11 protein-coding genes are annotated in these 14,124 nt (G+C 61.9%); 2 read left to right on the plus strand and 9 right to left on the minus strand.

What is annotated here, in order from left to right; genetic code table 11:
• Window positions 1-13 precede the first annotated feature (13 nt).
• Window positions 14-946 (plus strand): carbohydrate kinase family protein, encoded by a 933-nt coding sequence (locus J2J98_RS02315; RefSeq protein WP_138395399.1) that lies wholly within the window; start codon window positions 14-16, stop codon window positions 944-946.
• 34 nt (window positions 947-980) lie between these two features.
• Here the strand turns inward: J2J98_RS02315 and otsA are convergent, their stop codons facing one another.
• The 3 genes from otsA to J2J98_RS02330 all read right to left on the minus strand — a co-directional run bounded on the left by otsA (window position 981) and on the right by J2J98_RS02330 (window position 6,458).
• Window positions 981-2,381: an alpha,alpha-trehalose-phosphate synthase (UDP-forming) gene (gene otsA / locus J2J98_RS02320; protein ID WP_207602250.1), complete on the minus strand. Its 1,401-nt coding sequence runs from the start codon at window positions 2,379-2,381 to the stop codon at window positions 981-983.
• A 614-nt stretch (window positions 2,382-2,995) separates the two neighbouring features.
• Window positions 2,996-4,621, minus strand: coding sequence for a glucose-6-phosphate isomerase (gene pgi / locus J2J98_RS02325; RefSeq protein ID WP_207602251.1), 1,626 nt, complete (start codon window positions 4,619-4,621; stop codon window positions 2,996-2,998).
• 136 nt (window positions 4,622-4,757) lie between these two features.
• Window positions 4,758-6,458, minus strand: a complete 1,701-nt coding sequence (locus J2J98_RS02330; protein ID WP_207602252.1) for a long-chain fatty acid--CoA ligase — start codon at window positions 6,456-6,458, stop codon at window positions 4,758-4,760.
• Between the two features lie 261 nt (window positions 6,459-6,719).
• On the opposite strand from J2J98_RS02330, the gene J2J98_RS02335 reads away from it, so the two are divergent.
• A complete protein-coding gene (locus J2J98_RS02335) occupies window positions 6,720-7,112 on the plus strand; it encodes a PRC-barrel domain-containing protein (RefSeq protein WP_064693645.1) in 393 nt (130 codons plus the stop codon).
• 187 nt (window positions 7,113-7,299) lie between these two features.
• On the opposite strand, the gene J2J98_RS02340 is transcribed toward J2J98_RS02335, so the two are convergent.
• The 6 genes from J2J98_RS02340 to osmF form a co-directional block, all read right to left on the minus strand.
• Window positions 7,300-9,753: a glycoside hydrolase family 2 protein gene (locus J2J98_RS02340; RefSeq protein WP_207602253.1), complete on the minus strand. Its 2,454-nt coding sequence runs from the start codon at window positions 9,751-9,753 to the stop codon at window positions 7,300-7,302.
• Between the two features lie 9 nt (window positions 9,754-9,762).
• Window positions 9,763-10,158 (minus strand): VOC family protein, encoded by a 396-nt coding sequence (locus J2J98_RS02345; RefSeq protein ID WP_207602254.1) that lies wholly within the window; start codon window positions 10,156-10,158, stop codon window positions 9,763-9,765.
• A 47-nt stretch (window positions 10,159-10,205) separates the two neighbouring features.
• Window positions 10,206-10,955, minus strand: a complete 750-nt coding sequence (locus J2J98_RS02350; RefSeq protein WP_064707840.1) for an ABC transporter permease — start codon at window positions 10,953-10,955, stop codon at window positions 10,206-10,208.
• The gene (locus tag J2J98_RS02355; RefSeq protein ID WP_138395403.1) at window positions 10,952-11,896 is read right to left on the minus strand and encodes an ABC transporter ATP-binding protein; all 945 of its coding nucleotides are present in this window, start codon (window positions 11,894-11,896) and stop codon (window positions 10,952-10,954) included. Before J2J98_RS02355 ends, J2J98_RS02350 begins: the two co-directional genes overlap by 4 nt.
• Window positions 11,893-13,059: an ABC transporter permease gene (locus tag J2J98_RS02360; RefSeq protein WP_207602255.1), complete on the minus strand. Its 1,167-nt coding sequence runs from the start codon at window positions 13,057-13,059 to the stop codon at window positions 11,893-11,895. Before J2J98_RS02360 ends, J2J98_RS02355 begins: the two co-directional genes overlap by 4 nt.
• 70 nt (window positions 13,060-13,129) lie before the next feature.
• A complete protein-coding gene (gene osmF, locus J2J98_RS02365) occupies window positions 13,130-14,038 on the minus strand; it encodes a glycine betaine ABC transporter substrate-binding protein OsmF (RefSeq protein WP_064707843.1) in 909 nt (302 codons plus the stop codon).
• Window positions 14,039-14,124 lie beyond the last annotated feature (86 nt).

The following is a 14,124-nucleotide window of genomic DNA, read 5'->3' on the forward strand; positions in this document are numbered from 1 at the left end:
TGGGAGGATTCCGATGATTTTGTGCTGCGGCGAAGCCCTGATCGACATGCTGCCGAGGGACACGACACTTGGTGAAAAGGGCTTCGCGCCCTATGCCGGCGGCGCGATCTTCAATACCGCCATCGCGCTTGGCCGGCTCGGCATTCCCACCGCCTTCTTCACCGGGATCGCCGACGACATGATGGGCGAAATCCTGCTGGCGACGCTGAAGGCCGCCAACGTCGATTACAGCCCATGCGCTATCACCCCGCGGCCCTCGACGATCGCCTTCGTCAAACTCGTCAACGGTCAGGCGACCTATGCCTTCTACGATGAGGGTACGGCCGGCCGCATGATCACCGAGGCCGACCTGCCGACGCTTGGCGATGATTGCGAAGCCTTGCATTTCGGCGCGATCAGTCTGATCCCGAGCCCCTGCGGCGAAACCTACGAAGCACTGCTCGACCGGGAAGCCGCCCGGCGCGTCATTTCGCTCGACCCCAACATCCGCCCGGGTTTCATCAAGGACAAGCAGGCGCATATGGCGCGCATCCGGCGCATGGCGGCAAAATCCGACATCGTGAAATTCTCCGACGAGGACCTCGAATGGTTTGGTCTCTCAGGCGACCATGACGCGCTTGCCGCCCATTGGCTCGCCCATGGCGCCAAGCTCGTCGTCATCACCAAGGGCGCGGAAGGCGCCTCCGGCTATACCAGGGACCGCAAGGTGACGGTGCCGAGCGAGCGCGTTGCCGTGGTCGACACGGTCGGCGCCGGCGATACCTTCGACGCCGGCGTGCTGGCCTCGCTAAAGATGGACAATCTGCTGACCAAAGGGCAGGTCGCCTCGCTCGACGAACAGGCGGTGCGCAACGCCCTGACGCTCGGCGCCAAGGCGGCCGCCGTCACCGTCTCCCGCGCCGGCGCCAATCCGCCGTGGGCCCATGAGATCGGGCTTACCGCTTAGAACCTGCATGCGATAACAGGCGGACGCCGACCGGTCAGGCGACCGTCCGGGGAAGCTCGGGAGCGGTCACCAGGTCCCCCAAGAAGTTTTCGCACCACAGCGAGACATCGTGAGAGAGCAGATGTTCCATCATCATGCTCCAGCGGTCTCGGCGCTCCTCGAGCGACATGGCAAGGCCGCGGGCAAGCGCATTGGCCGTGCCTTCGACATCGTAGGGATTGACCAGCAGCGCACCCTTCAACTCCCGTGCTGCGCCGGCGAAGCGTGATAGCACCAGGACGCCCGGCCGGTCCGGATCCTGGGCGGCGACATATTCCTTGGCAACGAGATTCATGCCGTCGCGCAACGGCGTGACCAGTCCGATCGTCGCCAAGCGGTAGAGGCCGGCGAGCACATTTCGGCTGATCGATCGGTTGACATAGCGGATCGGCACCCAGTCGACCGTTCCGATGGCGCCGTTCACGCGGCCTGCCTGTTCGGCGACCATCTTCTGCATATGCTCGTATTCGGGGACTTCCGATCGCGATTTCGGCGTGACCTGCAGATAGGTCACCTTGTTCTGGTAGGCAGGATTGCTGGTGAGGAAGCGTTCGAAGGCTTCCAGCCGCTGAATGATGCCCTTGGAATAATCGAGGCGATCGACGCCGATGATCATATCGCGCCCTTCGATGCTGCGCCGGGTTTTTTGCACCATGACATTGTTTGCCGCGCTCTCGGCGAATTCGGCGAAAGCAGCGGTCTCGATCCCGATTGGATAGGCGCCGGCCTTGAAGGTCCGCCCATGGGAATCGAACAGACCGTTTCCGAGGTCGTCGCCGATGCCCTCCCTTCTCAAATAACCGGCGAAGTTCTGGAGGTCGTAATCGGTCTGGAAGCCGACGAGGTCGTAATGGGAGAGGCCGCGCATGATTTCTTCATGGACTGGCATGGTGACGAGAATGTCGGCCGGCGGCCAGGGAATGTGCAGGAAGAAGCCGATCCGGTTCTTCAGCCCCATTTGCCGCAGTTCGGCCGCCAGCGGAATCAGGTGGTAATCATGAACCCAGATGATGTCATCAGGCTCGATCATCGGCGCCAGCCGATGCGCGAAGAAACGGTTGACACGGAAATAGCCGGCCATTTCCTTCCGGCCATATTCGGCGAGGTCGAGGCGGTAATGACAGATCGGCCAAAGAACGCGGTTTGCAAAGCCGCGATAATATTCCTCGACATCAGTGTCGGTGAGATCGGTCAGGGCATAGGTGATGTTGCCCTTCTGCAGTAGCGACAGCGCGCCAGGCTCCCTGTCTCCGCTTGACTCTCCCGACCATCCCATCCAGATGCCGCCGCGGGCCTGCAGGGCTGCCTGCAAGGCTACGGCGAGGCCGCCGGCAGCGGCGCTGCCATCCTTGGCCGGCATGGGGACACGATTGGAAACGACGACAAGACGGCTCATGAGCTTCCTTTAGTGACGGTGGAATGTGAAAGCGCTCTGTGCCGGGCGCCCTGGGAAGCCTCCTGGACGGGGCAGGGGCGATGCAGTGCAGGCGACGCCATCGAAAGGGCAGATTCGAACATGGCCCGGTATATACGCCAGCGGAAACAATGGAACGGGGCGTCGTCCCCGGTTTGATGGGCCATATCGTCGGAAGTACCCTGCGCACAGATTTTGCTTGAATCTAGGGCGTTTGCAGCGAATTGAAAGAATTCTTTCTACAATTTTCCATTAGTAGAACATTCAATCCGATTTCGCGCCAAGACCCATTAACAGCGATGCGCTGAGCCGGCCGAATATCAGTTCATCATTTGCGGCCGCGATGACGCCGTTGCGCCGGTCCGCTCCGGGCGGGATGAACTTGGGCTTTGAGTTGGAGCCGGCGTGCGCCCCTGATCCAGCTGCCGGCACCTTCTCCCCGTTCTGACGGGGAGAAGGGAATATGCCACAACCTCTCCGTTCCTCACTCCTCTCGCAGGGCACGTCCCCTCGCTCCGGTCATGGGTGTCCGAAGGAAGGGTCGAGACCCGTGGCTCGACCCCGGCGAGGGTTAAGGTGAGGGCAATCTCGATCGCTTATTTCGCCAGCTTTGCCAGCGCCGCAACCAGGCCCTGCGTGGAGGAATCATGGCTCGCGGCGCTCTGCTTGCCTTCGACGACGGGCAGCAGGCCCGTCGCCAATTCCTTGCCGAGCTCGACACCCCATTGGTCGAAGGAGTTGATGCGGAAGAGCACGCCTTCGACGAAGACGCGATGTTCGTAAAGCGCGATCAGGCGGCCGAGCGCATAGGGCGTCAGCTTGTCGTAGACGAAGGTGATCGACGGACGGTTTCCGGTGAAGACGCGATGCGGCGCGATGAAATTGGCCTTCTTGTCGTCCATGCCCTTATCGGTCAGCTGCTTCTTTGCTTCATCGAAGGTGCGCCCCTTCATCAGCGCTTCCGACTGGGCGAGCACGTTGGAGATCAGCAGCTGATGCTGGTGGCGCAGCTCCGGCTCGAAGGCGTTGGCGGCGATCATGAACTCGGCCGGGATGATGCTCGTGCCCTGATGGATGAGCTGGTAGAAGGCGTGCTGGCCGTTGGTGCCGGGTTCGCCCCAGACGACCGGGCCGGAATTGCCCTCGACCGGCGTGCCGTCGATGGTGACGCCCTTGCCGTTCGATTCCATGTCGAGCTGCTGCAGATAGGCCGGGAAGCGCGACAGGCGCTGGTCGTAGGGAAGGATGGCGCGGGTTGGATAGCCAAGCACATTGCGGTGGTAGAAGCCGATCAAGCCGAGCAGCATCGGCAGGTTTTCGGTAATAGGTGCCTTACGGAAGTGGTTGTCGACCGCATGCGCGCCATCCAGGAACTTGCCGAAATTCTCCGGGCCGATGGCGATCATCAGCGGCAGGCCGATCGCCGACCAGATCGAATAACGGCCGCCGACCCAGTCCCAGAAGCCGAAGACGCGGGCGCTGTCGATGCCGAAGGCGGCAACTTTATCGAGCGCCGTCGAGACGGCGGCGAAGTGATGCTGCACGGCCGCTTCGCCGAGCGCCTTGGCGATGAAATTACGCGCCGTCTGCGCGTTGGTCATCGTCTCGACTGTCGTGAAGGTCTTCGAGGCGACGATGAAGAGCGTCGTCTCCGGCTGCACGAGTTTCAGGATATCGGCGATATGGGCGCCGTCGATATTGGAGACGAAATGGGCGCGCGGGCCGTCATGGAAAGGGGCAAGCGCCAGCGTCGCCATAACCGGGCCGAGATCGGAGCCGCCGATGCCGATATTGATGACGTCGGTGATCGCCTTGCCGGTCGCGCCTTTCAACGTGCCGGAGCGGATCTCGTCGGCGAACTTGCCCATAGCGGCAAGCACGGCGTTGACGTCAGGCATGACGTCCTTGCCGTCGACCAAGACAGGCGTATTGGAGCGGTTGCGCAGCGCCGTGTGCAGAACGGCGCGGTCCTCGGTGAAATTGATCGCCTTTCCGGAGAACATCTCCTCGCGCTTCTTTTCGACGCCGCCCTCTTCAGCAAGCTTGACCAAGAGCTTGAGGATCTCCTCGTTCACCGCCGTCTTGGAATAGTCCATCAGCAGATCGTCGAGAGAGACGGAAAGGCGCGAAAAGCGCTGCGGATCGGCCGCGAAGGCGGCACGGAGATCGGTTGCCTTGGTGGCTTCAGCAGTGCTTTTCAGCTGTTCGACGATGGCGTTCATGGGAGGCTCCTTGAAGGGGAAAGGGTTGCGGAAACTATTCGCTTTATCGGGCGCAAATCAAGTTCAGCCACCGCTCCAAACATGAAAAAGCCACCCGCGGCGAGCGGATGGCTCTAATTTCATCACACTCTCAAATTCAGACGCGCAGGTCCTTGCGCAGGATCTTGCCGACAGGTGATTTCGGCAGTTCGGTGCGGAATTCGATGAAGCGCGGGCGCTTGTAGTTGGTGAGATTGGCGATGCAATGGGCTTTCACCTCCGCCTCCGTCAGGTTCGGATCCTTCCTGACCACGAAGAGTTTTACCGCCTCGCCGGAATGCCCGTCCGGCACGCCGACCGCCGCGGCTTCGAGGATGCCGGCATGCATGGCGGCGACCTCCTCGATCTCGTTCGGATAGACGTTGAAGCCGGAGACGAGGATCATGTCCTTCTTGCGGTCGACGATCTTGGTGTAACCGCGCTCGTCCATGAAGCCCATGTCGCCCGAGCGGAAATAGCCGTCTGCCGTCATCACCCGCGCCGTTTCCTCCGGTTTCTGCCAGTAGCCGGCCATCACCTGCGGTCCGCGGATGCAAATCTCGCCGATCTCGCCAAGCGGCAGCGAACGGCCCTCCTCGTCGCGGATATCGAGTTCGGTGGAGGGAATGGGCAGGCCGATCGATCCGGTGAACTCGGGAGAATCGAAGCGGTTGGCGGTGGCAACCGGCGATGTCTCGGAAAGGCCGTAGCCTTCGGTTATAGCCGTGCCGGTCATAGCAAGCCAGCGTTCGGCGACCGGGCGCTGAACGGCCATGCCGCCGCCAAGCGACATGATGAGAGAGGAGAAATCGAGTTTGGCGAAGTCGGCATTGTTCATCAGCGCGTTGAACAGCGTGTTGAGACCGGGGAAGATATGAATGTTCGACTTTCCGAATTCCTTGACGAGACCGGGAATGTCGCGCGGATTGGCGACGAGGATATTGTGGGCGCCAAGCGACATGCCCATCAGCGAATTCACCGTCAGCGCGAAGATATGGTAAAGCGGCAGCGCGCAGAGAAAGTTCAGCACCTCAGGCTGTTTCTTCAGCTGGAAAGCCGATCTCAGCCAAAGCGACAGCTGCAGCTTGTTGGCAAGCAGGTTCTGATGTGTCAGCACGGCGCCCTTGGCAACGCCTGTCGTGCCGCCGGTATATTGCAGGAAGGCGATATCGTCCCTCGTAAGCGTGACCGGCTGAAGACTTTTCTTTGCGCCTTCGCTGAGCACCTGACCGAAGCTCTTATGCTGCGGGATCGACCAGGAGGGAACGAGCTTCTTCACCTTGCGCACGACGAAATTGACGATCAGTCCCTTTGGTCCCAGCATTTCGCCAAGCGATGTGACGACGACATGGCGCAGGTCGGTTTTGTTGAGGACCTGCTCGACCGTGCGGGCGAAATTCTCCAGCACGAAAATCGCCTTGGCGCCGGAATCGCGCAACTGGTGTTCGAGTTCGCGCGCCGTATAGAGCGGGTTGACGTTGACGACCACCAGACCGGCCCGCAGGATGGCATAGGTTGCGACCGGATTCTGCAGGACGTTCGGCATCATCACCGCCACGCGGTCGCCTTTCTCGAGGCCGATGCTCTGCAGCCAGGCGGCGACTTTGCGCGTCTGGCTCTCCAGCTCGCGATAACTCATTGCCTTGCCCATGCTCGAAAAAACCGTCCGGTCGGCGTAGCGGGCGCAGGATTTTTCGAGGAGTTCGGCAAGCGAGGCATGTTCCAGCGGCGGGAGTTCGGCCGGAACCACATCGGGATAAGTGGCAAGCCAGGGCTTATCCGGTTTTGCTCCGTTCGGATGGACGGAAATGCTGCTCATCGTGTCTCTCTCTCCCTTGCAGCCGCCGCGCCGGTGCCGAGCCGATGGTCGACTGGCTCCAATTGACCGGAAGCATCCTCCATCTTCCAGTCCGGCAGCTTATGCCATTGCCTGAACGGTTCAAGCTGAATGAAGCTACACTAACCTTGACGTAAACGTCAACATTTGGCCGCGCGGTCATCGAAAAGGAAGGGAACTTTGAGTCCGCCATGGCGTTGACCCTGCATACCAGCCACGAGGAACACCAAAAAGGAGGTTTCAATGCTGAATCAGGATACTGATGCCAGCCGCCGTGACCCGAACACCACGGAAACGCATTCTCTGATCGCCAGCGACCGCGTCGAAGGTACCAGGGTATATGGCGCCGATGGCCGCCATATCGGCTCGATCGAACGCCTGATCATCGGCAAGCGCGACGGCCGCGTCGCCTATGCCGTGCTGAGCTTCGGCGGCTTCCTTGGCATTGGTCACGACCACTATCCGCTGCCTTGGGAAAAGCTGAACTACGATACCCAGCTGGACGGCTATCGCATCGACCTGACCAAGGAGCAGATCGAAGGCGCACCCAGCTATTCGGATGATGACGACACCTGGTACAACGACAATGGCCGCCGGGTGTATGATTATTACGGCGTGCCGCCCTACTGGATGTAATCTCGTCCGATGGACCGAGCTGGAAGGGCCCCGTTGGAGGCGGGGCCTTTTTGGTGTCTGGCCATCTCGCCGTAAGCGGGGAGAGGGGGGTGTGCCCTGCCAGAGGTGACTGGCGAGCCGAAAGGTTGGGGCGTGTCCCCCTCGCCCCGTTTAAGGCGAAGGTGCCGGCAGGCGGATGAGGGGCTTTTCAGCGACCCGCGACAAGATCATTGGCCGAACGCAGCACCGTCCCGATGACGATGTCTTGGACGACGATCGTCTTCGCCGTCCTCACGAAAAACATGTGGCTCTCTCCCGGCAGCAGCGTCACGAGCATCGAATCGACGACCGCATCCGGATCTAGCCGGTCGGCCATCAGGCAGAGGTCCTTGAGAAATTTCTCGGCTGTCACCTTGACCGCGTAGCCATCCTCTATCGCAGTCACATCGACGCTCACTCGCGGCGGCGGCAGGTTAAGGTCAATATCCTCGACGAAATAGTGAAACGCCCGCCGGTCGAGCATGTCGACGACAACGACCTCGTCCTTCGGTAAGTCCGGCCTGACGATGTCGTCCGGCAGCGGAAATTCCTTGGCTTCGAAGCGGTCGCAGAGCAGGCGCCAAAATTCGAATTCGGCAAGCACGGCGCCGCCGAGTTTCAAACGTCTGCCGCTGATCTTCGCCCGCCAGAACAGCGTCCTCTCGTTGACGGCAACCGCGGCCAGTCCGCCGCCGCGGGGCTGAATCGTCAGCAGGCGCGGATCATAGGCTGCCTTTAGCGCATACCAGAGCGGCTTGCGGCGCCCGGCCGAATCGAGTGCCGCCCAGGAGGTCACCGGCCAGCAGTCGTTGAACTGCCAGACCACCGCACCCTTGCAGATATTCCGATGCGAGCGCATGTGCTCGATGCCGAAGCGGATGGCGCGCGCCTGGTTGAGCTGGGTGGCGAAGTGCCAATCGTCCATCGTCCTCGGTTCCGGCAGGTGCCCGGCAAGACCGCGGATCAGCTTCTCATTGCCCTGCGTCGCCTTCTGATGGTGGAAGACGCCATTCGATCGCGGGGTTAGCGGCTGGTCATGCACGCTTTCTTCGATCGTTGCCCAGGCGGGCGGCGCCTGCCAGCCGAATTCGGAGCAGAAGCGCGGGACATAGTTGCGGTAGACCTCGTAGCCGACATCGTTCCACACGTCCCAGATATGTTTGCAGCCATGTCCGTCGGCATTGGGCTCGATCTCCATCCAGCCGGAATAGGGGCTGCCGGGATAATAGGGCCGGTCGGGATCGAGCTCACTGCAGAGTTTTGGCAGCAGGTCGAGATAATAGCCGAGCCCCCAGCTCTCGCCTTGCTTGATGACCGGTCGCCACCCCCATTCGTCGAAACCCCAGATATTCTCGTTATTGCCGTTCCAGAGGATCAATGAGACATGCGGCATCAGACGCACGACATTGTCGCGCACCTCCGCCTCGACCTCGCTTCGAAGCGGTTCCTCCTCCGGATAGGCGGCGCAGGCAAAGAGGAAATCCTGCCAGACCAGCATGCCCAAGCGGTCGCAGGCCGCGTAGAATTCCTCGCTCTCGAAAATGCCGCCGCCCCAGACGCGCAACATGTGGATATTGGCGGCCTTTGCCTCTTCTATCCTGGCGGCATAACGTTCGCCCGTGACGCGGGACGGGAAACAATCGTCGGGGATCCAGTTCGCCCCTGCGATGAAGAGCGGCACGTCGTTGATGACGAAGGTGAAGGCCGAGCCGTGCTCGTCGGCTGAGGTGTCGAGTCGGAGCGAACGGAAGCCGAGCTCGCGCTCAAAACTGTCGAGCAGATCGCCGCTGGCCTCGTCGATCAGCCTCAGCGTCATCCGATAGAGCGGCTGCGCGCCGAGATGGTGTGGCCACCAGAGCTGTGGCGAGGGGAGACGAAGTTCGCAGGAAATCTGGTCTTGCCCAGCGCCGATCGCTATTTTGGTGGTCATTCCGCCGATCTCTGCGACCAGCCGGCACGTCCCGGCATCGCCGTGGCGCGCCAGCTTCGCATGCACCTTCACCAGTCCGTCGCCGCCGGCAAGGCTTGCAGACACACGTGTCTCGGCGAACCGCGCCCGGTCCCAGCTCTCCAGCCGGACAGGCTTCCAAAGGCCCGCTGTCACCAGCGTCGGCCCCCAGTCCCAGCCGAAATTGCAGGCCATCTTGCGCATCAGATTGCCCGGCCCCGGATAGTTGTTTGGCCGATAGCCGTAATGCTTCTCCATCTCCGCGCCATAGGCGTAGGCGGAGCGGAAGGTGACGGCAAGGTCGTTTGCGCCTGACTTCAGCAGGGCCGAAACGTCGAAGCGATAGGTGCGGTGCATATTGAAGCTACCGTCGATCTCCTCGCCGTTCAACGTGATCACCGCGACAGTATCGATCCCGTCGAAGACGAGCTCCTGCACTTTGCCCTCATCCGGCGCGGCCTCGAATCTGCAGCGATAGGTCCAGTCGGTCCTGCCGATCCAGTCGTTTGTGATCTCGTTGACGTCGATATAGGGATCGGGGATCAGCCGGTTGGCGAGAAGGTCGAGATGCACGCATCCCGGCACCGTTGCGGGAATGGCGGCGGGCAGGCCTGATCTTCCTGTATCGTTACAGCTAAGCGTCCAGCCGGAATTGAGCTCGGTCTTTTCGATCATCGAATAGCCTTAGAGAAACCGGCCGTGTCGCTGCAGCACTTCGATCTTGTAATCGTCGGGATCGCTGATGAAGAAGAACAGGCCGAACAACTTGCCGTCGCGGTTGAGCTCCACCAGCTCGCTTGGTTTGAGCCCGAGTCTAACCATGCGCTCGCGCTCGATGGCGACTTCTTCGACCGAGACGGCGAGATGGCCATAGCCTTTGCCGAGATCATAGGGTTCGATGCGGCCCTTGTTGACGGTCAGCTCCAGCTCGAAGCCGGTCTCGGCATTGCTGAGATAGATCAGCGTGAAAGTGTCGAAATCGACACGGTCGGCGACCGAGAGGCCGAAAGCCTTGCTGTAGAAGTCGACCGAGCGCGCCTCGTCGAGAACGCGGATCATGGAGTGGATCATCTTCGCCAAGGCAGCCTCCCATTCAAACGATCAACGCCGCCTTGGTAGCGGTCCTCTTACGCCGCGCGCAAGCCGATTCTTCGCGTGATCGCCGCTTCCATGACGCCCATCGCGTCGTAGATCAGCACCGCCATCAGCCCGACGATCAGCCCGCCCTGCAGGATGAAGGCGGTATTGTCCGATATCAATCCGGCGATGATCACTTCGCCGAGGCCCTTTGCCGCGACCGTCGAGCCGATCGTCGCCGTGCCGATATTGATGACGGTCGCAACCTTCAGGCCCTCGAGGATCAGCGGCAGGGCAAGCGGCAGCTCGACGCGCACCAGCCGCTGCGTCGCATTCATGCCCATGCCGTCGGCAGCGTCGAGAACCTGTGGCGACACCTGCTTCAAGCCGGCGACGGTGTTTTCGAAGATCGGCAGCAGCCCGTAGAGAAAGAGCGCGATCAGCGTCGGCATGGCACCGAAGCCGGTGGCTGGCACGGCGAGCGCCAACACCGCGACCGGCGGAAAGGTCTGGCCGGCATTGGCGATGGCGCGCGACAGCGGCAGAAAGTCGGCACCGCTTTGCCGCGTCACGAAGATGCCGCCGAGAACGGCGAGCACGGCACTGCAGGCGATCGAGCCGATGACGAGCTGCAGATGCCCGAGCGCAAGCGAGGCAAGGCTGTTCTGGGTATAGACGGCAGGCGCGTTGTTGCTCGTCAGCGGCGCAAGCAGGAAGGAAAGCCACTCCGTCCTGAACAGCAGGATCAAGAGCAGGGCGAGTGCCGCCAGACGGAAGAAATTGGCGACGACGAGTTTCATGCCTTGCGGCCCAGCTCGAGCAGCCGCGTCATCGAAATCGATCCGACGGCGGCCTTGTCGTTATCCTGGACGGCCGCTTCGTCGACTCCCTGCCAGATCATTTCGGCCAGCGCGTCGCGCAGGCTGAGCGACTGCGGCAGGGCATAGGCGAGACCGCTCTTGGCCGGCTCCATGCTCTCCTTCAGCGGCAGCAGCGACATCAGCTTCAGCGCCCGGTCGGAGGTGCCGGTCAGTTGCTGCACGAAGGGATCGGCGGGTTCGGTAAGGATCTTTTCCGGCGTCGAACATTGCAGCAATTTGCCCTGGCTCATCACCGCGATCTGGTTGCCGAGATGGAAGGCCTCGTCCATGTCGTGAGTGACGAGGATGATGGTCGTGCCGAACTGCTTCTGGATCGCAAGGAGGTCGTCCTGCGCCTTGCCGCGGATGACGGGATCGAGCGCGCCGAAAGGCTCGTCCATCAAGAGCAGTTCCGGCTCGGCTGCAAGCGCCCGGGCGACCCCGACGCGCTGCTGCTGGCCGCCGGAAAGCTGATGTGGATATTTGTCGGCGAAATCAGCCGGATCGAGATTGAAAAGCCCGAGCAGCTCCTCGACGCGGGCGGCGATGCGTGCCGAATCCCATTCGAGCAGCTGCGGCACGGTGGCGATATTCTGCGCCACGGTCCGATGCGGGAAGAGGCCGTGTCCCTGGATGGCGTAGCCGATCCGGCGGCGAAGCTCGGTCACCTCGACGTCCATCACATTCTTCCCGTCGACGAAGATCTCGCCTTCGGTGATCGGCACCAGCCGGTTGATCATTCGCATCAGCGTCGATTTGCCGGAGCCCGATGTGCCGACGATGACGGTGATCTCGCCCTTCTCGACGCGCATCGAGACATTGTCGACGACGGTGGCTGCACCATAACGCTTGGTGACGTTGCTGATTTCGATCATGCTCATGCGGCGGGTCCCCGAATGCTGTCGATGACCGCATCGAGGATGACGGCCGATGAGAAGGCGAGGAAGACGGTCGGCACGGCGCCGAGCAGGACGAGGTCCATCGCCGTCTGGCCGAGCCCCTGGAAGATGAAGATGCCGAAGCCGCCGCCGCCGATCAGCGCGGCGATCGTCACCATGCCGATCGCCTGCACCAGCACGATGCGGATGCCGGTGAGGATGACCGGAAAGGCGAGCGGCATGTCGATGCCGGTGAGGATCTGCCGGCGCGTCAGCCCCATGCCGGCCGCGGCATCGCGCACGGAGGGATCGACACCCTGCAGGCCGACGACGGTATTGGCCACGATCGGCAGGAGGGAATAGAGCACGAGCGCGATCAGTGCCGGCGCCGTGCCGATGCCGCGAATGCCGATAGCGGCCGCCAGCGGCACATGCGTGGCGAGATATCCGAGCGGCAGCATCAACAGGCCGAAGAGCGCCAGGCTCGGTATCGTCTGGATGAGGCTCAAACCCTGCAGCACGACGGCGCGCAGCTTCGGCACCCAGAAGCAGAGGATGCCGAGCGGCAGGCCGAGAATGATGGCGATGGCAAGCGAGCCGAGCGCCAGCAGCAGGTGTGAAAATGCCTCGGTCTCAAACTGTGCGGCCCGCGTCGAGAATTCCTTCATGATCGAGAGGCTGTCGAGCAGGCCGGAGGAAAGAAAAGCAAAGAGCAGCGCCGTATAGGCGGCAAGCGCTGCCACCCGCAACCAGGGCGTCAGCCGGATCTTGACGAGCGCATCCGATATGATGAGCCCGATCACCGCGAACAGCACCCAGAAACCGCCGCCAGGCGTCATCCGGGCCACCGTGCTGCCCGGCGGCGTCGCCGCCGTCGAGACCAGGCCGATCGCAGCGATCAGTGCGGCAAGGCTGAGGGTTGCGATCGCAAGCCGTGCCAGGGCATTGGCGAGGAACAGCGTGGCGATGGCGGTGAGAAGAAGAAGAACGGTCAGGACAATGACGGAGGGCTGGGGGAGAAGCTGTGTCAGCAGCATCGGCTTGCCGGCAGCGATGCGGTTCGCCTTGACATAGATGAAGGGCATCAGAGCCGTCGCCGCAATGCCGCCCGCCACCAGAACCACGCCGAGCCGATCCAGCCTGCGGACCGTTGAGCTTTCTTCCATCAATCCAACCCTGTATGGCCGCCCCAGTCGTCAGGGAGGCTCCGCCCGCGACGGGGCGGAGCGGCAATGATTACTTCAGGAAGCCCTTTTCCTTGAGGTAGGCCTCGGCGACGGACTTTGCCGGCTCGCCGTCGACCTGAATCTTGGCGTTGAGCTTGCGCAATTCGTCGGCGCTCAGGCTTTTGAAGATCGGCGAGAGGATTTCCTCGATCTTCGGATTGGCCTTCAGCACCTCTTCGCGGATGATCGGGGTCGGCGCATAGACCTGCTGCACGCCCTTGTCGTCCTCGAGAACGGTCAGTTCGGCCGCTTCGATGGCGCCGTCAGTGCCGTAGACCATGGCGGTGTTGACGCCATTCGTCTGGTCGGCGGCCGCCTTGATCGTCGCCGCCGTGTCGCCGCCGGAGAGAACGACCATCTGGTCAGGCTTCAGCTGGAAGCCGTAGGTTGTCTGGAAGGCGGGAAGCGCACCGGCCGAATTGACGAATTCGGAGGAAGCGGCAAGCTTGGCGGTACCGCCGCCTGCCACCCACTTGCCGAAGTCCGACATGGTCGTGAGCTTGTTCGGCTCGGCGACGTCGTTGCGCACGGCAAGCGCCCAGGTGTTGTTGGCGGGCGACGGCGTCAGCCACACGATCTTGTTGGCGTCGTAATCGAGCTTCTTCGCCAGCTCATAACCCTGGTCGTTGTTCTTCCAGGCGGCATCATCGGCTTTGTTGAAGAAGAAGCCGGCATTGCCGGTATATTCGGGGTAGATATCGATTTCGCCTGCGGTGATCGCCTTGCGCACCACGGGTGTGGCGCCAAGCGCGATGCGGTCCTGCGTCTTGATGCCGTTTGCTTCGAGCGCCAGTGCGATGACGTTGCCGAGCAGCGTGCCTTCGGTGTCGATCTTCGACGAGACGACGACGTCGGCGGCCTGAACCGCGCCCGCTGCGAAGGCCGAAAGCGAAACGGCAAGTGCGAGTTTCTTCAGCATTGAATATCCCCTTTTTAAACACCGTGATGAGGCCCAAGCCGGCAAGGCTTGCGCGCAGGAAATCTGCCGGCGCAGGCGATCGGGCC

The sequence above is a fragment of the Rhizobium bangladeshense genome (assembly GCF_017357245.1).
Lineage (GTDB): Bacteria > Pseudomonadota > Alphaproteobacteria > Rhizobiales > Rhizobiaceae > Rhizobium > Rhizobium bangladeshense.